The organism is Desulfosporosinus sp. BICA1-9, assembly GCF_000802135.1.
In genome coordinates, this window is the sequence record NZ_JUEE01000133.1 from 31,649 (window position 1) to 54,500 (window position 22,852).

At 45.5% G+C, this 22,852-nt stretch carries 26 protein-coding genes, 2 pseudogenes and 1 riboswitch; of the genes and pseudogenes, 3 read left to right on the forward strand and 25 right to left on the reverse strand.

Going from position 1 to position 22,852, the window contains the following annotated elements; all coding sequences use genetic code 11:
* Positions 1-12 precede the first annotated feature (12 nt).
* The 22 genes and pseudogenes from JL57_RS15890 to JL57_RS15980 all read right to left on the reverse strand — a co-directional run bounded on the left by JL57_RS15890 (position 13) and on the right by JL57_RS15980 (position 17,760).
* A complete protein-coding gene (locus JL57_RS15890; protein ID WP_034142995.1) occupies positions 13-489 on the reverse strand; it encodes a DUF4320 family protein in 477 nt (158 codons plus the stop codon).
* 50 nt (positions 490-539) lie between these two features.
* Entirely contained in the window at positions 540-749 is a 210-nt protein-coding gene (locus tag JL57_RS15895; protein ID WP_034142996.1) for a hypothetical protein, read from the reverse strand.
* 106 nt (positions 750-855) lie between these two features.
* Complete coding sequence (locus JL57_RS15900; protein ID WP_034142996.1) at positions 856-1,065, reverse strand: hypothetical protein; 210 nt, start codon at positions 1,063-1,065, stop codon at positions 856-858.
* 104 nt (positions 1,066-1,169) lie between these two features.
* Positions 1,170-1,421, reverse strand: a complete 252-nt coding sequence (locus JL57_RS15905; protein WP_291300159.1) for a hypothetical protein — start codon at positions 1,419-1,421, stop codon at positions 1,170-1,172.
* Between the two features lie 188 nt (positions 1,422-1,609).
* Positions 1,610-2,515 (reverse strand): hypothetical protein, encoded by a 906-nt coding sequence (locus tag JL57_RS34600; protein ID WP_242833766.1) that lies wholly within the window; start codon positions 2,513-2,515, stop codon positions 1,610-1,612.
* Positions 2,516-2,526: 11 nt separating this feature from the next.
* Positions 2,527-3,441, reverse strand: coding sequence for a hypothetical protein (locus tag JL57_RS15915; protein WP_034142997.1), 915 nt, complete (start codon positions 3,439-3,441; stop codon positions 2,527-2,529).
* On the reverse strand, positions 3,434-4,849 hold the full coding sequence (locus JL57_RS15920) for an ATPase, T2SS/T4P/T4SS family (RefSeq protein WP_291300160.1): 1,416 nt from the start codon (positions 4,847-4,849) through the stop codon (positions 3,434-3,436). The genes JL57_RS15915 and JL57_RS15920 overlap by 8 nt, the downstream gene beginning before the upstream one ends.
* On the reverse strand, positions 4,846-5,580 hold the full coding sequence (locus JL57_RS15925; RefSeq protein WP_034142998.1) for a cobalamin biosynthesis protein CobQ: 735 nt from the start codon (positions 5,578-5,580) through the stop codon (positions 4,846-4,848). The genes JL57_RS15920 and JL57_RS15925 overlap by 4 nt, the downstream gene beginning before the upstream one ends.
* The gene (cpaB, locus tag JL57_RS15930) at positions 5,570-6,289 is read right to left on the reverse strand and encodes a Flp pilus assembly protein CpaB (RefSeq protein ID WP_034142999.1); all 720 of its coding nucleotides are present in this window, start codon (positions 6,287-6,289) and stop codon (positions 5,570-5,572) included. The genes JL57_RS15925 and cpaB overlap by 11 nt, the downstream gene beginning before the upstream one ends.
* 51 nt (positions 6,290-6,340) lie before the next feature.
* Positions 6,341-8,635, reverse strand: a complete 2,295-nt coding sequence (locus JL57_RS15935; RefSeq protein ID WP_034143000.1) for an ATP-dependent DNA helicase — start codon at positions 8,633-8,635, stop codon at positions 6,341-6,343.
* A gap of 574 nt (positions 8,636-9,209) precedes the next feature.
* Complete coding sequence (locus JL57_RS15940) at positions 9,210-9,623, reverse strand: RNA polymerase sigma factor (RefSeq protein ID WP_034143001.1); 414 nt, start codon at positions 9,621-9,623, stop codon at positions 9,210-9,212.
* 512 nt (positions 9,624-10,135) lie between these two features.
* Positions 10,136-10,225, reverse strand: a riboswitch (cyclic di-GMP riboswitch).
* Positions 10,226-10,274: 49 nt separating this feature from the next.
* The gene (locus tag JL57_RS15945) at positions 10,275-10,703 is read right to left on the reverse strand and encodes a DUF6147 family protein (protein ID WP_034143002.1); all 429 of its coding nucleotides are present in this window, start codon (positions 10,701-10,703) and stop codon (positions 10,275-10,277) included.
* Between the two features lie 86 nt (positions 10,704-10,789).
* Complete coding sequence (locus JL57_RS15950; RefSeq protein WP_034143003.1) at positions 10,790-11,539, reverse strand: DUF4367 domain-containing protein; 750 nt, start codon at positions 11,537-11,539, stop codon at positions 10,790-10,792.
* A complete protein-coding gene (locus JL57_RS15955) occupies positions 11,532-12,092 on the reverse strand; it encodes an RNA polymerase sigma factor (protein WP_034143004.1) in 561 nt (186 codons plus the stop codon). The genes JL57_RS15950 and JL57_RS15955 overlap by 8 nt, the downstream gene beginning before the upstream one ends.
* A gap of 232 nt (positions 12,093-12,324) precedes the next feature.
* Complete coding sequence (locus JL57_RS36465; protein ID WP_366557040.1) at positions 12,325-12,402, reverse strand: hypothetical protein; 78 nt, start codon at positions 12,400-12,402, stop codon at positions 12,325-12,327.
* A complete protein-coding gene (locus JL57_RS15960) occupies positions 12,399-12,698 on the reverse strand; it encodes a hypothetical protein (protein WP_034143005.1) in 300 nt (99 codons plus the stop codon). The genes JL57_RS36465 and JL57_RS15960 overlap by 4 nt, the downstream gene beginning before the upstream one ends.
* 190 nt (positions 12,699-12,888) lie before the next feature.
* Positions 12,889-13,080: pseudogene (locus JL57_RS34605) on the reverse strand (BlaI/MecI/CopY family transcriptional regulator); the annotation flags it as partial.
* A gap of 567 nt (positions 13,081-13,647) precedes the next feature.
* Positions 13,648-14,985, reverse strand: a complete 1,338-nt coding sequence (locus tag JL57_RS15965) for a hypothetical protein (protein ID WP_034143006.1) — start codon at positions 14,983-14,985, stop codon at positions 13,648-13,650.
* Positions 14,986-15,086: 101 nt separating this feature from the next.
* Entirely contained in the window at positions 15,087-15,524 is a 438-nt protein-coding gene (locus tag JL57_RS34610) for an ATP-binding protein (RefSeq protein ID WP_291300161.1), read from the reverse strand.
* A gap of 42 nt (positions 15,525-15,566) precedes the next feature.
* Positions 15,567-16,088 carry a histidine kinase dimerization/phospho-acceptor domain-containing protein gene (locus JL57_RS34615; RefSeq protein ID WP_291300162.1) on the reverse strand — a complete coding sequence of 174 codons (522 nt, stop codon included), beginning with the start codon at positions 16,086-16,088 and terminating at the stop codon, positions 15,567-15,569.
* A 5-nt stretch (positions 16,089-16,093) separates the two neighbouring features.
* Positions 16,094-16,339, reverse strand: a complete 246-nt coding sequence (locus JL57_RS15975; protein ID WP_034143007.1) for a hypothetical protein — start codon at positions 16,337-16,339, stop codon at positions 16,094-16,096.
* Between the two features lie 59 nt (positions 16,340-16,398).
* Positions 16,399-17,760 (reverse strand): sigma-54 dependent transcriptional regulator, encoded by a 1,362-nt coding sequence (locus JL57_RS15980; RefSeq protein WP_034143008.1) that lies wholly within the window; start codon positions 17,758-17,760, stop codon positions 16,399-16,401.
* Between the two features lie 200 nt (positions 17,761-17,960).
* Between JL57_RS15980 and JL57_RS34620 the strand changes: the two are divergent.
* The 3 genes and pseudogenes from JL57_RS34620 to JL57_RS15990 all read left to right on the forward strand — a co-directional run.
* A pseudogene (locus JL57_RS34620) lies at positions 17,961-18,236 on the forward strand (cytochrome c biogenesis protein CcdA); the annotation flags it as partial.
* 407 nt (positions 18,237-18,643) lie between these two features.
* Positions 18,644-19,336 (forward strand): response regulator transcription factor, encoded by a 693-nt coding sequence (locus tag JL57_RS15985; RefSeq protein WP_034143009.1) that lies wholly within the window; start codon positions 18,644-18,646, stop codon positions 19,334-19,336.
* 2 nt (positions 19,337-19,338) lie between these two features.
* Positions 19,339-20,745, forward strand: a complete 1,407-nt coding sequence (locus JL57_RS15990) for a cell wall metabolism sensor histidine kinase WalK (protein WP_034143010.1) — start codon at positions 19,339-19,341, stop codon at positions 20,743-20,745.
* 50 nt (positions 20,746-20,795) lie between these two features.
* Here the strand turns inward: JL57_RS15990 and JL57_RS15995 are convergent, their stop codons facing one another.
* From JL57_RS15995 to JL57_RS16005, 3 genes are all read right to left on the reverse strand, one after another.
* A complete protein-coding gene (locus tag JL57_RS15995; RefSeq protein ID WP_034142807.1) occupies positions 20,796-21,272 on the reverse strand; it encodes a hypothetical protein in 477 nt (158 codons plus the stop codon).
* A gap of 363 nt (positions 21,273-21,635) precedes the next feature.
* On the reverse strand, positions 21,636-21,899 hold the full coding sequence (locus tag JL57_RS16000; protein ID WP_034142806.1) for a heavy-metal-associated domain-containing protein: 264 nt from the start codon (positions 21,897-21,899) through the stop codon (positions 21,636-21,638).
* A 348-nt stretch (positions 21,900-22,247) separates the two neighbouring features.
* Positions 22,248-22,852 (reverse strand): C40 family peptidase (locus tag JL57_RS16005; RefSeq protein ID WP_291300163.1); only part of this gene is annotated, 605 nt, incomplete at its 5' end.

Consider the following 22,852-nt stretch of genomic DNA (forward strand, 5'->3'; position numbering starts at 1 on the left):
TATTTTTCGTTGTCAGTCCGGAACCTTCCAATATTTTTCCGACATGCCTGCAATCCTCACTTTCATGGGTATGATAATCTGGACGGGTGGCGCGAAAGAAGGTCTGAAAATGGTGAATACATGGTTGTACTCCATATCCACAGTAAAGGTATCCCTTAACTGGATTCTTTGGTTCTGCTCGTCACAGTAAGCAACATCTTCGATGATCATTTCCGGCGACAGGCCAGTCTGCTCTTTTAGCTTGTAAAACACATCATAGACCGTATCTGATACCTGCCCATCCAGTTCAACCACCCGGACCACTCGGCGGCAGATATGGTTAAGGTTCAAATACGTGGTGAAAATGCTCAGAAAGGACAGCACTGTCGCCAGCAACGTGATAATTACAAAGGTCTTGATAATCAGGTCGTAGTAAGAGCTGCCCCTTCTGTCAGATAAAGGCAAGAGGGGAGAAAATCTCCCCCCTATGCCCCGGTGCTGCCTGTTCATCTGACTTTTCACACCTCCCGCATGAGCGGATATACCTGTTGCGTCTGCCATCAGCTCAATAAGCCGGTAATCTTGCTGACAATGCTGTTCCAGATAGTGGTAATCGAACCCTGGTACAATGTCATAAACACCGCGCCCACAACCACGACGATCAGCACCACAATCAACCAGCCCGTCATTTGGTCACCGGATGGATTGGTCAATACCTTCCTTGCCTTCAAGCTCGCTAACTGCATTTTGTTTTTCAAGGTTCTCAACATAATATAAATACCTCCATAAACATTTATTTTTGGGGATATGAGTTTCAAAGGAAAAAGGGGGAATTCTACCCCCATGCCTCAATGGTCTTTTGAGTTTTTGACGATTTTAGCTCAGTAAGCCGGTAATCTTGCTGACAATGCTGTTCCAGATAGTGGTAATCGAGCCCTGGTACAATGTCATAAACACTGCGCCCACGACTACGACGATCAGCACCACAATCAGCCAGCCCGTCATTTGGTCACCAGATGGATTAGTCAATACCTTCCTTGCCTTCAAGCTCGCCAACTGCATTTTATTTTTCAAGGTTCTCAACATAATATAAATACCTCCATAAACATTTATTTTTTGAATTTGGGTTTCAAAGGAAAAAGGGGGATTCTACCCTCATGCCTCAATGGTCTTTTGAGTTTTTGACGATTTTAGCTCAGTAAGCCGGTAATCTTGCTGACAATGCTGTTCCAAATGGTGGTAATCGAGCCCTGGTACAACGTCATAAACACTGCGCCCACGACTACGACGACCAGTACGACAATGAGCCAGCCCGTCATCTGATCGCCGGACCTGCTCCGCAGCAGCCCTTTTGTCCTTAAAAAGGCGCTTATGATTCTGCTTCTCATGGGTATTAACCTCCTTTCCTCTGTGGTTTGGATTGGGTTCGTCCTGTTGCTCATGCTTAACCTCCTGAAAATATAGTTGTATTTGAAAAGGGTTGCCCCGTTTTCACTTATTTGCCCTCCAAAAAGCTAGAAGCGAGAAGTACAAGGCGCACAAGGCGGAAAGCCCGGAGCATACTTCCTGTATGTGAGGACTTTCCGACCGCAGTGCAACGCTGTAATTCGATGCTTATCGCCTTTTGGCACTAAAAAAGTCCCCCCATTGACGTAATCAAGTGAGAGCCGATGACATATAAAAGGCTGGCAAGGGTCACTGCCACCAGGGGGATGGATGCAAGTTTGATTTTGCCGGGCAGCCTGTTGAGGTTTTTCCGCAGGGCTTCCTTTGCCTTGAGGTCCATATCCTTGGCAAGATACATCAGCGCTTCGCCCTGATGCTCACCGCGGTACAGGCCGATGAGGGCGTTGACCAAAAAGGACACCTCCGAAAGCCCGACGCGTTCTTTGAAGTTCCGCAGGGCGGTTTCTATGTCTTTTGCCTTCATTTCCATCACCAAGACGGCAATATCATAGTAAAAAACTTCGCTGGATATCTTCAGGTAATCCTCGAATATCTGGATCAGGTCCACCTGCACAACTGCTTTTTCGTTGTTTACCCTGATGTCGTCCAGCTTGTAGAGGATGGAACGGACAAAGCTGGGAAGCTCCATTTCAATCAATCTTTTTTTCTCTTTCAGCTTGTCTTTAAGGTCGGTCACAAAGTGAAAATACACCACCACCGCAAAGATAAGGATTACGGGGGCGATGTTCGTCGCCCCGGCTGCCAGGAGCAGAAGCAAAAGCGGCAGGGTGAAGGCGGCACAGATGAGAGCCCGCGCGTGATATTCCTTCGGTGTCAGGTCAAGCCCTCCGCGCCGCAACATGGATGCCATTTTTGCTTCCTCCTCCGGGTCGATTCGTATAAGCCGGGATACCGGCTTTACCAGGGGCATGACAAAGAGGTTTAATAACCTTGCTCCTGACTGTTCTTTTTCTGCCTGTACGTTTTTGATGTTTTTCTTCATACTCGACCTGGGTATCTTGAGTATCTGTCGGCAAATAAGAAAGCCTGCCGCAGTCAGCAGGACAAAGACAATGATTTTATATAGCAAATTTGAACCTCCTATCTGTTTGCTGGTTTTGTCACCTTCATTACGTAGAAGGAAGTCGCAAGGGCGGTCAGCAGCATAACCACAATCAATAGCTTCCCGATGGTGGTTTCCGTCAGGATGGCAAACCATTCGGCATTGGAAAAACGCATGAGGGGAATAATGCTGAACATCATGCCTACCGTCATCAGGTAATCCCTCCAGACCCTCACCATCATGCTGTCGCTTTCGATTTGCATCGCTTTGGCGTCGTTCATGGACTGGATGATGGGGAACAGGGCGAATTTCAGCCGCCGGTCATGGTAGCAGAGGATGAGCATTTTAATCCACTCGGCAAAATACCGGTTCTTTACCTTTGCCGACAGGCGGTACAGTCCGTGCTCCACATTGGGGTTGATGAGCCGGATTTCGGAGACGAACTCGTCAAAGGGTGTCGGCCTGCGCAGATTCACGTGGATATACCGGTTTTTCTCCTGCACATAGGTTTCCACCGCCTTGATGATGTCGTCACATCCCGCAAAGGCATTGGTAATAACGGACATGATGTTCTCCAGTCCTTCAATCTCTTCCCTTGCCGCCCTAGCACTTTTTATGGTCAGGTAAAAGTAAGGGGCGGGGACGAGGCAGACCGCCATAACCGCTGCCAGTCCGGAGTTGCTAAAAAGCAAGCTTCCGGCCAGAAACCCCGCAGTAAAAGCCGCAGCCATCATCAGGATGAATTTTTTCAGCGTGGTGCCGGTCTGCCGGAACAGGGTTTGGAACCGGTGGTCGATCCGCTCGGATATCTTCAGCCTGGCCCCCGACAGGTAAAGCCGCCGCTTTTTCAGGGGGTTTTTCTCCATCACAAAAGGATTTAGTTTCAACAGGAGAAAAAGGGACAGGCTAATCAATGCAAAAATAATAGCAAGAGATAGCTGAATATTATTCATGGTCGGCCTCCCTCAACATAAACCCGTTTCCTGCAAAACGGCGGATTTCCTTTAACTCAACGCCACCTACCAGCAGCCGTTCGGCAAGGGTGGAGGAGATGCAGCCCAAACGCTTGTGGTTTCCCACGACCTTTACGATTCTTCCGGCTTCATCCCTTTCATATTGGTCTACTTGATATTTGAAAAGGGTATTGCCTGTGACTCCGCCGTCTTTTACTCCGGTGGCTTCAAACACCTCCATGTACTTGCGGGATTTGTCGGGGAGCTGCATCTTAAATACCATAATAGGGAAAGCTTCCACGATGTTTTTGAGCAATCGTTCCTCCGACAAGGACGTTCCAGCCTCTAGGCACATGGTGAGGATTCTTTCATAGGCCGTCCGCGCACTGTTAGCGTGGAGGGTGCTGATGATGGTGTGCCCCGTCCGTCCGGCCTCCTGCACCGTCAGGGCTTCCTTGCCCCGCATTTCTGCCGGCACAAGGATTTCAGGGTGCAGCCTTAATGACAGTTTTAAAAGGTCCAGCATAGTGATGGGGTTGGGTTCCTCCTTCGTGAGAAGGTGAATCACGTCATTCGTCATCACCCCGTTTTCATCAAACTGTGTCAGGGTCAGCTCGCGGGTGTCCTCTATGGTCACAATTCTTTTGTCCTGGGATACACAGCTTAAAACATATCCCATGTCAGAGGTTTTTCCGCTGCCAGTGGCTCCGGCCAGGGCGACCGATATGCCATTGTTGATGCATAGGGTGAGAAAATCCAGTTCATCCGCCGTGGCCGTATTCCAGCCGATGAGGTTTTCCCGTGTGATGTAGGAGGGCTTTTGCTTTCGGACCGAAGCAATGGCTCCGGCGTCAGGGTCCACACAGGGGGCGATGGCGCCCGACATGCGTATGCCCCGTGCGATAAAACTGTCCCCGATGGGCTTGGAGCCGTCCAGGATGACGTTCCCAAACCGGCTCATTTTTCTGGTGATGTTGGCGCAAGCCTCCGGGCTGCCGAAGGTGGATGAAAGCCGCACCTTTTTGTCCTTGTATAAAATCCATATACCGTTATAGCCGTTGACGTTCACTTCTTCCACTTCATCATCCTTGAGATAGGAGGATAAAAGCCCCATGCCAGCCATATCGAAATATACGGCGTCCACCAGCTCGGAGATGTTGGCAATTCCTTTCGCCACCATATGTTCACTGTTCAGATACTGCATAATCAAATCTTTCAACTTTTCCTCGGCTTCCTCCGAGTACAATACCTGCGCCAGCTCGGTGGAGTGGTTTTTGGCGATGATCCGCTGCAGCTTATCCAGGATTTCGCCATAGTCCTGGGCCTCCAGGCTGTTTTCTCCGCTGTCGGAGCGCTGCTTGTTGGCCCTGTAAATCAGCTCATTGATTGAAAACTTATTATTCATCATGCTTTGCCTCCGCAGATTTCCTCGGATATTTGCTCCAGCACCCTGCCGTACCGCCTGCATACTCTGTCGTGCAAGAGATAGATAGGCGTCCCGGCGTTTTCCAGCTCGCCCGCCCGTTTTACAAAGGGCAGCTCATAGGCAAAGGAAAGTCCCATCATACTTTGAAAGACCTTGTCGTCAAACTCGCCGTTGGGAGCCTGCATGACATGGATTTGCTTGCCGGCAATGTGCAGCTCCCGTACAAAATCTTCTATGCCCTGATACCACATTTGCGCCGCTATAGACGGCTTGTGCAGGGTGTAAATCTTTTCGGCCATCCAGAGCCCTGCACCGGATACTGGGTTTGCAAGCTCCCCGGCACCATCAATGATCAGGATGTCGAACACCAGGGACGCAGCGGTAATCATCCGCTCCACGCCTTTAAGCGTCACTGTGTCGCAAAGAAGGCCGGTGTAGTGCGTGGGAGCGGACAGGAAAAACAGGTTCTTGCTTTTCTCGTATTCTGAAAATTTCTCGCCGATGTTGGGATTATCCTCATGCAGCGCGTGAAACAGGCCCTTTTCCGGCGGGACGCTTTGTCCAAAAAAGATTTGAAGATTGCCATAGGTCAGACTGGAGGAAATGAGGCCCACCAGACAATCGCGGCTGGAAAGGGCGCAGGCCAGGTTGACCGCAAAGGTGCTTTTCCCGCTGTTGTCACCGCCCCATACGGTGACGATTTTACCGCTCATGGCTCATCCCCCTTTTTTCAAAGATTAAGTGCAGCTTGCCGGTGTACTCGGCTTCGATAAGCTTGGTTGCCTGAGCTTCGGTGACAATCAGGGTGACGGCTTTGGGGATGGGGTCACTGGAGCCTTGCTGTTTTTCTGCTTGCTGCTCCCGGACCTGGGCAGTGCTCTGCGTGCGGGAATTTTCTACGCTGTAAACCTCTAGCCCTTTCAGTTCGGGGTAAAGGATTACCTGTGAAGAAGCACTTTGACTTGTAGTCCCTTCATTCTTTTGGCTTGAAAACACGGCCACCGTCACAATGTCGCCGCTTTGCAGGTGGGAGGAAAGTCCTGCGGCAATACTCGGCACACTCACAGTAACCAGGCGCTTATTCTCCACGGCAATACGGTCCAGCTTTTCATCCGCGATAAACTCACCGAGCTTTTGGAAAAACAGGTAATCCCCTTTAGCAATATCGGTCTGTGCGATCTTCCCCACAATCAAGGTCTTGTCTTCGACAATGCCGTCGGGCAGGCCGAAGCTTCCCACCTCCACCGCAGCCAGTTGTTTGTCCTCTATCCTGGTTCCTGCGGGGATATCCTCCGCCGCCCGGAGCACCGTCACGGTCGCGCCCTTGTCCGCGTAAAGCTTTGGCAGCAGCACAAAGGAAATGGCTGCTGCCAGGATAATGCAGAGGGCACTTAAAAATATCCGGTTTTTAAGAATTCTCAAGTCATCTTCATCCTTTCCTAAAGGTATGTGGCAGGTAAAAAGCTTAATTATTTATTCAAAATACTCCGCAGCCTTGACGCTTTTCACAAACTCCCCAACCTCGTCAATGGACCCGACCAGGGTATATCCGAGGATGGAAGCCAGCACCCTGCGATGGTATTTGCCGTACCTGCTCGCGCGATAATCCAAAATGGCGACCACTCCCGTATCGGTTTCGCTGCGGATCAGCCGTCCAAGACCCTGCCGGAGCCTGGCAATCATCACCGGGAAGGCATACCTGTCAATAAATTGGGAAAGAGAGGAAAAGTCCTTCTTCTTGTACTCCATGATGGGTGACGGTACGGGAAAGGGCAGATTGATCACGATGATTGAGGACAGGATATCGCCGGGGAAGTCCACGCCCTCCCAGAAGGAGCCGGAAGCGAAAAGGACACCGTTCCGGCTTTTTCTAAACGCCTCGGCAGTGTTCTTTGTCCCCTTGTGCATGGTAATAAGGGGGAAATGGGTGATTCTGTCCTTCAATAGCTCATGCACAGCCGATAGCAATTTGTAGGAGGTGAACAAAATGGCGGTATGGCCGTAGGTGGCCTCCACCAGCTTTTCAATTTCATCCGAAACGGCGGCTATGTACCGCTCGTCGTTTTTATCCGGAAAGGGTATTTTCTCGGAGAGATAGAGCCTTGTGTTGCTCTTATAGTCAAAGGGTGAAGGCGTCCGTATCTCCGCCAGCAGCCAGGAGGACAGTTTACCGATGCCTGTCTGCTCCTTGAAAAAGCCGTAGCCTGTGTCGTCGGTCAGGGTGGCCGAGGTCAGTATTTTGGAGGCCATGCCTTTCCACAGCACCTCATAGAGCAGAGCTTCCATGTTGGTGGGGATGGCGGCAAGCTGCCATAATCCGTCTCCGCCCTTCTCCAGCCAGTAGATGATATCCTTCGGCGCCAGAAAGGTTTCAATTCCGCCGCTGATTTCCCGGTGCAAGTGCCCAAGCTGCCGACAGCAGATATCCTGAAAGCAGGTCCGATATATCTCGTCAAGGCTGGTCTGCAAATCCCGCATAGCTTGTTTGACGGCGGCATTGAACTTCACGTTTTTCCGCCGGTTTTCCTCCGTTTCATCCGTGGGCAGGGTTTTCTCAAGCTCCATAAACAGCCTTTGGTTATGAAAGGCCAGGTCATCGGTTAACAGATAGGCTTTTTTGTGATAGGCCTTGTTGCCGGTGGTGTGGTTGTGGAGGATTCGGATAAACTCACCCGTCAGACTGCTTGAAAAGGTTTCTCCCAATATCTGATAGGCGGCGTCCAAGAGTTTATGTGCCTCGTCTATGATATGAACGCCGCATTTCGGTATCAGAGGTGCAAGTCCCGAATACTCCCGTTGCACATTGGCAAGATAGTAATTGTGGTTTGTCACCTGAAAGGTATAGCCGTCTGATCTGGCGCGGCTGATATGGTCGATATACCGGCACCTTTTGTAGTAGGGGCACTTGCGGTCGCAGTCCCTGGGCACGTTGATTTTGCGGACCACATGCTGTTTGATGTCGGGGTAGGCGTCCAGGTCAATATCGCACTGCTCCAGTGTCTTTGCTTTTAACTTTTGATAAAGCCTTACATCCATTGAAATATCGCTGTTTGCTAGATAGCCCATGAAATCCGCGTAGCGTTCCTCACAAAGATAATGCTCCTTTCCCTTTCGAAGTACGGCGGTAACGGGGCTTGTGATGATTTTATACTCCATCAGTATCCTTGAAAGATCCGGGATAAACTTCCTTATGATGGACTGCTGTAAATCAATGCTGGAGGTGGTAATGATAATGGGTGTCGGGTTCATCGGACTGGCAAAAACATAGGGGCTCGCCCGTCTTTCCTTCCCCTCGTACAGACCGTAGACAATGGCAGCCACAAGGTAGGCAAGGGTTTTGCCCGTACCCACCTCGGCTTCGCACAGGGCGACCTTTTTATGCCTCATGCTCTCGAACATCATCACCGACAGTTCGATCTGCTTGTCCCGCACCACATAGCCGTATTCCGGCAGGAGCTGCCTGAATATGGCTTCAATCAGAATTTGGGGCTGTGGTGGCAGCACAAACTGATATACCTTGCAGTGGAGTAACTTTTTAACAAGGCCTGGATAGTCTGCTTCGGAGAGCACAGTTCGGCTGATTGCCAGCACGACTGACTTCTCGGTGGCGTAGTTCAGCACGGAGTATGTAAATCTTTTTCCCGAAAATCGGAAATAAACAATATATCTGCCGTCCAGGGTAAAGAAATAACTGCTGTCAGCCTTTATCCTTCCGGCCAGGATGTACTTTTCCAGAATGGAATAGTCTCTCGTAGTTATATCAAACATTTTTTATCTCCCTTGAATTTACGAAAATATGAAAATGCCTAACGACAGAATGGTGCGCCGGAGCACCAACGGTTTCGAAAAACATAAAGGCGTCAATCGCTTTGTGTCCCGGCGCAATAGTTCTGCCGTCAAACAAAAATGGCAAAAGTATATGTATCATACTTGTTCACAACGTCCCTGATACAAGGGTATGTACCGGTCTGCTCCTTGCTAGAGAGCAACATATCAGCCGGCATGGGTATCAGTTTCCAACCCAAACCAACATGATCCCGTCATTCATCGCAGGCTGCCCAATGCGGTGAGGCGTTCAAGGCAGAAGTATCATTGTGTATCCCTTTCCCCGTCATCGCCATTCAGCCCGCAACAGACTGATTCAAAGCCGGGTGTAATCGCTCGCATTCCATGCGGAATGGTCATGGCGTTCCCGCTTATGTGGCTTGCCGCTTCTAAGCGGCGGGAAAGGTGGTTTTCCCGATACACCGTATATGCACTTGTCAAGGAACAGCGAGGGAGATAATGAAAATAACCCCTCACTTCTTTAAGGAAAAAAGTGAGGGGGTGGTCGGAATTATTTTTAAGTTTGTAGTATCTTTTTTAGCTTGCCGAGTATCTTCGTTTTTCTATCATGCAGGGTCGTCTTTGCAATTCCGAGCATAGCGCACAGTTCTCTTTCGCTTTTGCCCTTGAAAAACAGCGTATAGATCAGCAGCCGTTCCTGCTCCGTCAGCTTTTCCATCGCCGCGGACAGCCGGGAAAGCATCTCGGCCTTGATAAGCTTGTCCTCCGCGGATTCCTGTGTCTGCGATAATAAGTAATCTATCTGAATGCCTTTTTCCTCGCATTCTTCATAGGATAGATTATTTCGCTCGGAAAGCTTGTCCAGATAGATTTCGCGTTCTTTATTGTGATAATATGCCTTGTAAACTTCCTCGGTTACCGGGATTCGCTTCTTATTGACAAGCAGGGTGTATGTTTTGTCCTCCTGCATTTTGATTCCCTCCGTTTCTGATTTTTGAATTTCTCAAAATCAGAAATGGAGGGAGGAGAGCGGCACCCTACCGACTTGACAAGGGTGTCAAAGTATTTAATTGCAACCTGCGGTCGAAAATTCAGATTTTTTGTCAAATAAAAAACCGCAATTTGTGGCTTACAAATTGCGGTTTTACGGCTTGTATGAGGTGTATTGAATTGTAAACTTATTGGGGTCTGCGTGGAATTCCGCATAGGTCTAAGGTACATATCCGTGTCGGAGAAATTAATCTCTGCATGATAAGTGCCTTTATATCTTTTTAGTTTAGCTACTCTAGCCTTTCTATTATTATTAAAATTCCATTTGCCATTTGCCAGCACCTCACTCACATGAAATGATAAATAAGGCTATAACGGTCATATTTTATTGAAATATGTCATTGTATTACTGGCATCAAATTATGGAATTCCCTCGTTGCGTCTAAAACGCAAAAAGCCTGCCACTAAGGGCAGGTTTAGACACGTAGTCTCTGCGGTAGCCAGGCTATCATAGTGCTGGTAAGCACCTTAGACCCTATGGCTTTGCGTCCCTGTCTTTTAACAGGTTTGCCCTTAGCGCTGGTAATTCATTTATAAGCTATTTGCATGAAATTGAAGCATGTAAATTTACCTAATACCAATAACTTGAACCCGTGTAAGAAGTCTGTTCTACCAGGACATCATCCTGATAAACTGCTCCGGTTGAAACTAGGCGGTAATAATAACCGCTCATTACATACCACTTTTGATTCAGATAGCCGCTGTTGCTGTAAGAAGTGCTTGTCCAGCTATTGACTGTCTGCCAGCTTCCATTGATGTATTGTTGAATGCTGGCATTAATGACTACTTTGTTTATATTGCTACGTGCATAGAGGCTTGTATCAAATTGAGCTAGTCCGCTGCCGGAAATTTCAAAGGAATTTGTGAATTCCGTAATGCTGACCCATAATGGTCCTATTTCTAAGTTGGTTACTTGATTTGTCCCGAGGGCAAACGCCTGCATGGGAGCCACGCAAAGAATTAAAAGTGACAGGACGAGTACTGCTGCTCTCTTTCTCATAAAAATCACCTCCCTTCATTTATCCCTTCATACAAATAAACGAAAGAAGGTGGCTTTTTGTTACACTTTTATTGGGAAAATTTCCATTATTTTTTACTTATACTTTCAGCCATTTTAATCATCTCTGCTTTATCTGCTTCTCCTATAAGAGAAAACAGAAATTCTTCCTTCCAGACAATACTGACAAGTCCTTGTTTCTCGGCTAAAAGTGCATCGCTGTTGTGTATCGAAATATTTTGTACAGTGGCATCTTCTGTATCTACTCTTAGGTCTATATCGCTACTTCGATACTGGGTGAATCGAATGGTTTGGCCTTGCTCATTTGAATAATAAATAGCATTTAACATATCACGTTCTTCTGTTTTAACAACTTTAAAACCATGGGAAATGTAGTTGGGAACATATCCACTCCAGTTCGGCGGGATTTGCTCGGTAGCCTGTTTTGTTTGACCGTTATTTTCGTCTTTCGTTTGGATGCTGGTGTATTGATTCTGGATATTCAGAATGATATTTAATGCTTTCACTCTTAAAGCTTGAACACTAGCCACGACTATAGTAAAACTCCCTAACAAGACCAGCAAGAAGATCGCTGCTTTTGGCAGGAACCTGACGGTCCTTTTTCTTATTTTGTTAAAAGTTTCTTTTCTGTCATGCCTGGCAATCAGCCTCTTCATTTTTCGGTCAAATTCGGGCGGAAGGGCAAAATCAGGAGCAGAATCATCCTCAATCGGATTCTCAGCGATTATGTTTTCGACATGACAGGCAGCAGCATATTCGAAGAGTGCTTCCAGCATTTTTTCCTTTGCTTGCACCTTCGCTGATTCTTGTTCACTCATGATTTGTCGCCTCCTGTTCCTGAGATAATAATTTGATCAGACTCTTTCTGGCCCGGTGAAGCCGTGTTCGGATGTTTTCCGGTGTAATATTTATAATCCGGGATATTTCCTCATCTTTATAGTGATAAAAAAATTTAAGCGAAAGAATATCGGCATAAGACGGATGTAATTCCTTAATTTTTTCTGCCACTCTGGTAAATGTTTCATTATTCATGAGAATTTCTTCAACACTTGGTCCCGATTCGGGTAAATCTTCTTTAATCTCTTCAATTGAAACGCTGTATTGCTTTTTCCTCACTCGATAGATATCAATGGAAACGTTTCTAACAATAATAACGAATAAAGCCTTTATTTTATTACAGTCAGTTCCAATGATCTTTTCGAGATTATTGGAAATATTAATAAAAGCTTCCTGAACAGCGTCCTGAGCCAAATGTTCATCATTTAAAATCCTATATGCTACCTTATACATCCTAGAAGCATGTTCTTCATACAAAGCTTCTAGGATGCTGCGGTTTTCTATTTTTTGTGTTCGCAGTAAAATAATTAACATGCACTTTTCTCCTCTTGCCATTTACTTTACATTAGCGGTTGCGAATATCATTGTCATTTTTACTTCAATATCTCTTGCCGCCTTTAATTCACCCAGGTTAATGGTTCCTATGTCCTTAAGTTTGGCCGGAATTTTCCGGTAATGGTGTATTTCCCGGGTAGAACTCTGTTGCCTTCATTATCCTTGTAGTCCCAGATTTCCGAAAATGAAAGCCTTTTCATATTTTTTTAACTTAGCATCCACAATGACCATAAAAGGCTTTGTCATGGGACCACCTGTACACTTCTTCTCCATTTTGGTTCGTAATCAAGATATCGAATTTCTGACTGGAACTGAAGGATAGGACAGGTCTTGCTCTGCGATATTCTGTAGCGAGAAATCCAGCTTGAGCGCATCATTTTCCGGGGTTATATCCAGTGTTGTCTTTAATAGATCTGTAACGGGCTTTTTCGCTTCTGCTTCTTTGGGTACGATCAGGTTCAAAGACTCCGAACTTCCTTTCTTTGTTTGGGCCGATTCGATTTTGATAATACTTTCTTCATTCTTTACCTGGGCGTCAAATTGAACCTGGATACCCTTTGCTCCGGCATTGCTGGCTGAAGGCAAACAATTTTCCGCCAGTGTTACACCCTGAGAATTGCTTTCGCCATTGTCTACACTCTACACCGGATGAAGGGAACAGTGAAGCTCATGACCAGCACCAGGATAAAAATAACCATTGGTCCTTTTCCTAAACCTCCTCCAAACAGGTTCATACTTTAATTTCACCTTACTCTCAGCAGAAAGACGATGAAGATCGAGTAAGAAAGAACTTACTCTCTGCTTTGATACACTCTTCCTCTGTCACTAACGCATCGTAATGAAAAGCCCTTCCTTCTTCTTGGAAACCGAGTGCCCCCTTTTTCACTAATCTCCCGATTAAAGTCTTGATTGTGTTTGGTTCCCAATCTGTCGATTGTTCTAAAGCCTTAACGATCTCATTTGCGGTCTTTGGGGGTACATTTTAACCCAACAGCCCAAGGCATGGTTTTGAGGCGGTCCAGCTAGAAGAATAACGAACATGCTCCATATAAGCAGACTTTTTCTATTCACACTTCTCCCTCCCAACCTTTTAGTCCCTAAATTTCCACCTCAAAGGGAACGTGAGCCCTTTAACACCGACCGCTCTTCCTACTGCACTGTATCAACAAACATCATTTCGTTCTTTGCTTTCCGGCCAAGTGGAAAATCCTGTAACATACCATTTGTCTTCCTTTTTTACCAGTTCATGAGGTCCTCTGAAATATCCTCCGTTCAGGATAACTGATGCCCTGCTGCGGGTATCATTCAGTTTAAATGTCATTGATATAATTGATAGGAGTCTAAACTGTTTACTCCACTACTTCTTGTTTGTGGCATAATTTTAAAAAACTACTCACCCTGTTGCAAGAAATGCCGTACCCTTACATCTACACTACGCCTAGTGCTGACAAAAAAAAAACCAGGCCGTAAAAGAAAAGCCCAGGATTGAGTTAATGACAGGTTGGTTGCAGTTATTTACCGAAATCTGCTCGCTTTAGGCTGGGTCGTAACCTACTACCGACCAAATACCTGTATTGTCTTGTTTCACCAAACGTTTCAGGTACACTTTTCGTATTGGGGTGCTATCTCCCACCACCTCAACAATGGCTACCTTCTGAGTATTTTGGATAACCCTCAGGTTTTCCCACTTGACTGGAAATTCACCTTTAACTCCGTTCGGAGAAATCCTTAAGCTGACATATGTCATCGTTACTTGGACAGGGTCTAGTTGCCAGGGAGAATGCCCTTCGTCAACACTATTTTGGTCATTTTTGGTGATTTCCAAGTCAACAGGAACAACATCTTGTGGTTTCGTAAGGAACTGTAGGTCTGACGATGGCAGAAGGTCCTGTTCCTGGCCTTGTGAATCGTAGTACTTGTCGTTTTGCATATAAAGTGTATCTTTTAAATAGGCTCCAAGTACAACCTTGCCGTCAGGAGGGATAGCGTACTGAGCGACGGTAACTACGAAATCCGAGCCTTGCTTGAGCCTATCTTGGAAACTGCCTGCGTTTTTCAGGGATTCATTAAATACGATTTCCAGGGTTTGTCCTGCCTCGTAGTAGCTATCTACTGGGTCATTCGGTAGCTGGATATTTTTTGTCACTTGGAGAACGATAGATTTCAGCTCATCCGAAGTCACCGCAAGTTTAAGTATAGTACCTTGCACCCTCCGCGTTCTGGCAACCACTTGCCAATTCTTGTTGCCTGTATTTCCGGTTGCGTTTACGTTGTTCTGTGATTTGTACTTATCCTGGTTGAAAATTCCCCCAGGCTTTAATGTAGGTACAGCTAGCAAGCCTTTTTGTCCCTTGCCTTTCCCTTGTAAAGTGAAGACAATAGTTGCCGTTGAAGTTTCGATTATTTTGCCTGTTTCTTCGATAAGTTTATGACGGAAAGTTGACCAATCGCCATCAATCGGTTTTACCTCGTCAGCCTTTCTATCACCTAGTTCCAATTGGTTCCCCTTATCGTCGAGGAACGAGAGGTACAAATCACCTTCTGCCAGTTTGTATCGGCCTTCCACCCAAATAATGTGTTGCCCATGGGCGTAATCACTAATAGTTTTGGTTACTTCCAGAGTTCCAGGTATGACCTGCCTTACTTCATCTATCTCAATTGGACGTGAATCTCCTTGTTGTTGCTGAACCCTGTTATCTGTATTTGCTTCGTTGAGGTTAGCAGTGCTTACAGTTCCCTTAGAACTCGTTAGGCCTGTAATGCCAACCACAACAAATAAGATAATCGCGACAGCAGACCATTTCCACGAATTTTTACTGAACATCGTTATCATTCTAATTCCCCTTTTGATATTAGACTTCTTATTTGCCATTTACTTTACCCCAACCGAAATCAACATCTTCGAAAGACACTGAATTTTCGCCAACGTCGAAATGCGCCTTAGCCGCATCCAATGGTGTAAATCTATACCCACTAATATAAAAAATCAAAACCGCCATAAAAAATAAAACTATGCCCAGAACAATGCCAATGGTAAGTTTTTCTTTTAAAACCTTCTATATAAGTTTCCAGAATCCCTTTAATAATAAAGATTATTTCAAAAAACTCTAAATATAATCGAGAACTTATAACACAAATACTTAACTTCCAAATCCTCCCCCCGTGTTGATCAAGGATACGGTGGACAACGGATAATCCTAATCCAGTCCCTTTCTCTTTCAGCGTAAAAAAAGGATCATATATATAGGGCAGGTCGTCTGGCGAAATCCCAGGTCCCTCGTCACTGACGGCGAAGCCTACAAAGCCGTCTTGCTGAACTCCCTCTAAATGAATCACACCGCCCTCACCCTGAGCATCAATGGCATTAAGTAAGATATTTAAAAAGACTTGCTTAATTTGATCCGGGTCCACCTCAACCTCTTGGTCGTTAATAGGATCTCGAGCTTGTTCTAACTAAATATGGCTTTGCCGTAGAGCAGGCTGAATCAACGTGACTCCTTCATCCAAAAGTTTCCCCAACGTAATCCTTCCCCGTACTGGTTCTTTGGGCCGAGCAAAGCTCAGGAACTCACTCACTAAGCGATTTAACCGTTCACACTCTTCCAGAAGCACCCGACAGTATTCCGAAACAACTCCATCGTTGCTTTTTTCTTGGACCAACATTTGGATGCTCACTTTCATAATCCCCAAGGGATTACGTATTTCATGAGCTAACCCGGCACTCATATGCCCAAGCGCCGTTACTCGTTCCGTCTGCCGGATTTCACCTTCTAATCGTTCGCGTTCCTGCCCTTCTCGCTTTAGCTTCTCCACCAACTCTTTTTGAACTGTTAGAGAAAGCTGATATTTGCGTTTCGCCTTCCGCTCCTCTTCAGTCAAGAAGCCTGTTAACCAACCGATAACGTTAATTAATCCGACTTCTAACCACTGTGTATACTTAGCGGCCGGCGTTAAAGTATGTTGAAAATGCGTCATGAGCGCTAGAAAAGCAGCGTAATGACAAAACTTGATATGATCCCACCTGCAGGTCCAAAACGCATTGCCACATAAATCACTGGGAGATAATAGGCGAATTGCAGAAGAATGTGATAATCCACTTCGTAATGATAATTCGTGTAATGAATAGTAGTCAGAACCGCGATGACAAGCCCAATAGCAATGAGGTCAAAGAGAGCCCGGGCACGGTTTTGTGCAGGGGGCGGGGGCTCAAGCATGAGATTCAGCAAAAGAAAACCTCCACCTATCCTTGTTTCCTTGAACCAAATGTACTCTCTCGAATATTTCCCTAAATCCCCCAGTGAGGATCTATTCCGTATTTCTCTAAACGGTATATAAAGGCATGCCGAGATAGTCCTAACTGTTTGGCAGCCTTGCTTTGGTTACCTCCCGTTTGTTCCATGGCCTGCTGGAGAAAGGATTTCTCTAGTTCTTCGAGGGAAACCCCCTCTGGAGGTAGCTCAAAGAGTCCGGGGCGGCCCTTCTCCTCTTTTGAGATGGTTTTAAAAACGGGCAACCCATCCGACCCAATCACCGCTCCTTGGGAAATAATCACCATACGTTCCACCACATTTTCCAGTTCACGCACGTTTCCCGGCCAGTCATACGCCATGAGTTGAGTAAGGACTCCCGGACCAAGAGTCTTGCTTTGCCCATACGTTCTAAGTTTCTTTAAGAAATGTTCAGTAAGGTAAGGGATATCCTCCCGACGTTCCCGTAAAGGAGGAATAGAAATAGGAAAGACACTGAGACGATAGTAAAGATCCTCCCGAAAGCGCCCTTCCTGGGCCTCTTTCAGTAAATCCCTGTTCGTCGCCGTAATAATCCGCACGTCCACCTTGATGGTTTTCTCACCGCCTACCCGCTCAAACGTCCGCTCTTGAAGAACCCTTAACAACTTAGCTTGAACGTTAAAGGACAGTTCACCGATCTCATCGAGAAAGAGTGTACCACCATCGGCTAACTCGAACCGGCCTGTTTTTCGAGCATGAGCTCCTGTAAACGCTCCTTTTTCATGTCCAAACAGTTCACTTTCCAGCAATGTTTCCGTCAATGCAGCGCAATTCACTCGAATAAACGGTCCATTAACGCGTGGACTTAAGGTATGTATAGCGTGAGCCACCAATTCCTTTCCCGTCCCCGATTCCCCTTGAATAATAACCGTTGCAGGAGTATTGGCGACTCGCTCCACTAAGTGTTTAACCTCTTGCATTGATTCACTACTCCTCACCAGTTGCCATCCATCACTTTGAACCTCTCCCTTTAAATAATCCACCTGCTCACGTAGGCTTTCCACTACAAAGGCCTTAGAGACTGTAATGAGAAGTTCTTCAATATCAAAGGGTTTTATCAAATAATCGTGGGCTCCGGCCTTCATGGCCTCGACCACGGTTGCGGTACTTCCGAGCGCAGTCATCATGACAATCATTAAATCCGGATAATGCTCTTTCAGCTTCTTAAGAAGACTTAGACCATCCACCTTTGGCATTTTCAAATCCACAATAACTAGATCTGGTCGTTCAGCCAAGGCCCGATCTAAGGCGAGTTGCCCGTCCTCCACTGTCTCCACATCATAGCCGGCTTTACTTAATGCCCGTTCCAGAACCCAGCGCAAATTCTCTTTATCATCCGCAATTAAAACCTTTCGCATAGTCACTCTCCTCGATTGCGGGATTTCCTACACCATAGTGCGGGAAATCCCGCAGTTTTTTAACCTAAAACTAATTTATTTCATTTCATCATAAGCCCTCTATATTCTTATTGAAAATTTCCCTTAAATTAAATTTTAAGTTTTATTCAAAGTTTAGGACTATTCTCGAATGGAATAACTCGAATGTACACATTAAGTGATGTTCATTCACTCAAGTTTTAGCGGTTTTAATGAATTATGTGACAGGTCAAGGTGTCCTTTGGTATGGCGCTTTGTTGCTCTTTGTCTATGGGCTTAGCCACGGAATACCGTTAATTATTGCGGGTACCTTTACAGCCGTTGTAAAAAGTCTTCCTCGCTTACAAAAATGGGGTCACTATATTACGTATCTAAGCGTTGGACTACTCATAGTGTTGGGTTTATACTTCTTAAGATATCGATCTTTCCCTGGACAGATTCATTTTTCCTTTCAATAATTTGAAAATCCGTCCCCTGTGACGGTATAAGAATTCTAAAACCTTCTTAGCTTCGTACTCTTTTACCTTCATGAAGAATGTTATAAACACCCATTTTGAGCAATGTATGTGTTCCATACCTCTATCATGTTCCAAGACTTAGTTCCTTAGTCCAGAATTGCTAAAAGGACAAACAAGAGCCACAATGTTTATGCTAACGATATAAGAAACATATTGGTCAAGCAATTCGAGACTAAAATGCCGCAGAGCTAATAAATAACATATCTTGATAATCTATTGGTACACGTCGCGCATCAGCGTGGTAAAAACAGTTCAGCCAACTATTACGGGCCTCAGCGAAATTGCCGAAGATAGCCGTCCTCTTGTATAATGATCTAAATACATTTTTGATGGGAGCTTGAAAACTAATGAGAATTTTACTAGTCGATGATGAAAAAAAAATCACGACCGTACTCAAAGCCTATCTTCAACAGGAAGGATTTCAGGTAAGTACGGCCATTAACGGCCTAATCGCTTTAACCATGTTTAAAGAAAATCCTTTTGATCTACTCATCCTTGATCTAATGCTTCCAGGCATGTCTGGGACAAAAATTTGTAGCGAGATTCGCAAAATTTCCTCTGTTCCTATTATCATGCTCACCGCAAAAGTCGAAGAAGAGGACCGCATCCAAGGATTAAGTATCGGTGCGGATGATTACATTACGAAACCCTTTAGCCCACGAGAAGTGGTTGCCCGTGTTCGGGCCGTTCTACGACGGACCAATAACGAAACTTCACCCCTTGCTGACGTAATTTCCTATGATAATGGCCTCACCATCGATAACATACAGCATGAAATCCGGCTTAACGATCAAGAAATCTTGTTAACTCCAACCGAGTTTAAGATCCTTGGTGCCTTAGCGAAACACCCTGGACGGGTGTTATCTCGAGGTCAATTGGTGGAAATTGTCCAAGGGCACGACTTTGACGGAGATGACCGCGTGATTGATGCCCATATTAAGAAGATTCGGCAAAAGATCGAAACGACTCCCAGCAACCCACAAATTATTATGACCGTTTACGGTATCGGCTACAAATTCTATCCAAGTGCGGGGGGATAAGAATGCGTACTAAATTGTTTCTTTCCACCCTGATCATCGCGATAATTACTCTAACCTTTAGCATGCTTTCCGTGAAACTTGTCTTCAACCAACAGTTTAGTGTTTATTTAACCCAGGCGAATGAAACAATCTTAGAACAGTTACCCTCTCGTCTAAGTGCCCTTTATCAGACCAAGGGTACTTGGGATCCTACGTCTCTGGACGAAGTTACTCACTCCCTCCCAATGGGTACAGTTGTTACTCTGACAGATCCGAACGGCAAGCTCATCGCCACGTTAAGCTACACCATGGAAGATATGATGCATGGACAAGGCGAAATGGGCATGGGCATGGGTATGGGTATGGGTATGTCCTCCTATTCCACGACAAGTTGGAAAACAAAAACCCTTACGGTGTCAGGACCCCTCGGGACTTTAGCCATCGCACAGGTCCGCTACCCTGCAACCGCACAAATTCTCAATCCCCAAGATGTCCGCTTCCAATCCTCAGTCTTTCGCTCTCTACTCTTCGCTGGAGGATTGGCGCTTCTATTTGGGATTATTCTCAGTTACTTTACAAGCCGTCAACTCGTCGCTCCACTCAAACGATTAACGAAAGCTGCTGATCGTATTGGTCATGGGCACCTTGACGAACGCGTTTCCGTTCGCTCCAAAGACGAGGTAGGGCAACTAGCGAACGCTTTTAATATGATGGCCGACAATTTGGATCGCCAAGAAACCCTCCGCAAACAGTTTACCGCCGATATCGCCCACGAACTGCGCACTCCCTTGACCTCGATCAAAAGCTATATTGAAGCCTTTCAAGATAACGTCCTTCCAGCTAATCAAGAAAATCTCTCCTCCATTCATGAGGAGATTGACCGATTAGTAGACTTGTCCAGCGATCTAAAAGACTTAAATATAGCAGAAATCGGTGCTTTAAAGCTAATCCTCGAACCTGTGGACTTAAAGCTTCTTCTTGAAAAAATCATTCGCAGCCTTTATCCCCTCATCCAGGAAAAGGAATTAACTCTAAATTGGAACGTCTCGGAAGAATCCGTGACTACGTCCGGAGACGAGCGCCTTCTGACCCGGCTCTTCTACAATCTGGTGCATAATGCTTATCGGTACTCTAACGCAGGCGGTCAGGTTACCGTCGTGCTTACAGAAACACCGGATTTTGCTGAAATTAAGATTACAAACACAGGTATAGGCATCTCGGAAGACGACCTTCCTTTAATATTCGAGCGTTTTTACCGAGCTGACAAATCTCGAACCCGTGAGACAGGGGGAACTGGAATTGGTCTGGCGCTGGTCCGCCAAATTATAGACCTCCATCAAGGCACGATCACCGTACAGAGTGAAGTCGGGCATGAGACTGAATTCATCGTCCAGCTTCCTAAAGAGATAAAAGTAGTGGCTGAGGATTAGATTTCCTCAGCCACTACTTTTATGTTTCCATTTATGCCACTTCTTAGGACTTATCTTCCCATGGATCCCATCATATTGTTGCCGCTTGATTTTTGGGCTGGCTGTTGAGAAGCGTTAGAATTGTTCGGTTTGTTCGTTCCAGTCATTCCTTGCGTGTGTTGGGAACTATTCATCTGGTCATTCATTTGAGTGTTCATAGGCATATTTTGCATTTGAGTATTTATCGGCATGTTTTGCATCTGAGTATTTACTGGCATGTTTTGCATTTGATCATTCATGGACACGGCGGAACTCCTCATTTGATCGTTGACATCTGTCTTGGATGGAACTGTTTGATCAGGCTGAGTGGTTTCTACCTGCTCAACTTCGGTGCTTGTGACATCATTGTTGTTCATATAGGCCTGTGCAGTCGAAGCTTTTGGCTGCATATCCGTGGTATTTTTGCCAATTGTAGTAGCGTTTACGATCCCTGCCAATCCAAGTACCATAACCATTGATAATGAAACCATTAAAACTCTCTTCTTCATAATTCATTCAAATCCTTTCATAATTCGTAACTTGGTGTTTACTTTGTAACTCTAATACTTGAAGCAATTTGTGATCTTCAGTCTGGCTGTCACCTCCTGTAGTCGCTAAAGTATTCGTACACCTGTTTAATTATCAAGGGGTAGGTTGAAAAAATTTTTTAAAAGTCAGGCATGAGACTGAATTCATCGTCCAGCTTCCATAAGAGATCAAAGTGGCTGAGGAATAGCTCCTCAGCCACTTTTATTTAGAACATATGCGATATCAGATTCACCAACTCATGGACAAAAATCTGTCGCCTCAGTTGATTCTGCCTTAGAATATATATGGATCTCAGCATATTGTTACTCCAGATGTTTAGTCTATTAACTGTTTATGACTTTATAACCAGCATCTTCTACGGCCTTAATAAGTAATGAACGTTCAGTCGTTCCTAAAACTACTGCTTGTTTACTAGCTAAATCGACTTCTGCTTGAGTAACACCAGGTACATTTGATAACGCTTTTTCAACTGAACTCTTGCAGTGACCACAAGTCATTCCCTCAATTTTTAATACAGTACCATCTTGTGGATTCAACGCATTCCCTCCAGAATGACCTTTATTCGAATGTCCACAGCAACCACTCATTTCAACATCTCTCCTTTTTTAAAAGGTAAAATCTTTGGCTTGTTATCTCCCTTTGCAATGAACCAAATATATCGTACAAACTGGTGTTATGATTCCAAAAATCAGCTCAAAATATCCTTATTTAAAGTTAGAACTTGAATTAACACAATTTAATTTTGTAAGGAACACAATTCATTGCCAACTTAAACACAACGGAGTCTTGAAGTCGGGGTCTTCTTGCTAACGTTTGATAAAATTATGTTCAAAAAAACCGTAAATTTCTCATGAAGAAAGGACCCTGATTGATGTTCAGGATCCCTTCTTATATGCAACGCATCCAACTGTCCGGCATTACTAGTCTACATTTTCTTATCGAATCCGTCGAGCGCCTAGATAACGTTTTGCCCAATAGCTATCCGACAAGCTCTGAATATCTACTCCTTTACTAGCAGCTCCGATTGTACGCCCTCCACCAATATATATCCTCACATCCGTAGCACCAGGGGCATAGGTTTGGAAAAAAACGAGATCTCCAGGTCTTAACTCATTACGGCTGACAGGTGTGCCAAGTTTGTACTGATCGGCGGCAACTCGAGGTAGAGTAATCCCGGAAGCTTTGAACACATATTGCACAAATCCGGAACAATCAAATCCTTTTAGACTCGTTCCGCCCCAAACATAAGGAATCCCTTGTAAACTTAGGGCACGGCTAATGAGCTTGTCAACATCTAAACTTCCCCTAGACACTTGGGATACTGGAACCTGTTTAGTCCCAGAGGCCACCTTCAGCGAAGAAGCGCTAGGCTTTTTAACGGTCTGAGGTTTTTGAGTCGTCTTGTCCACGGTCGCTGGAGTTTTCGTTTCAACAGGAGTTGACGTTTGCTTTTCGTCAGGAAGATTATTACTTTCAGGTTGTGACACGTTCGTTTTGACCTCGATCTTAGGTGTCCAATTAAATGCCTCACGCATTCTCT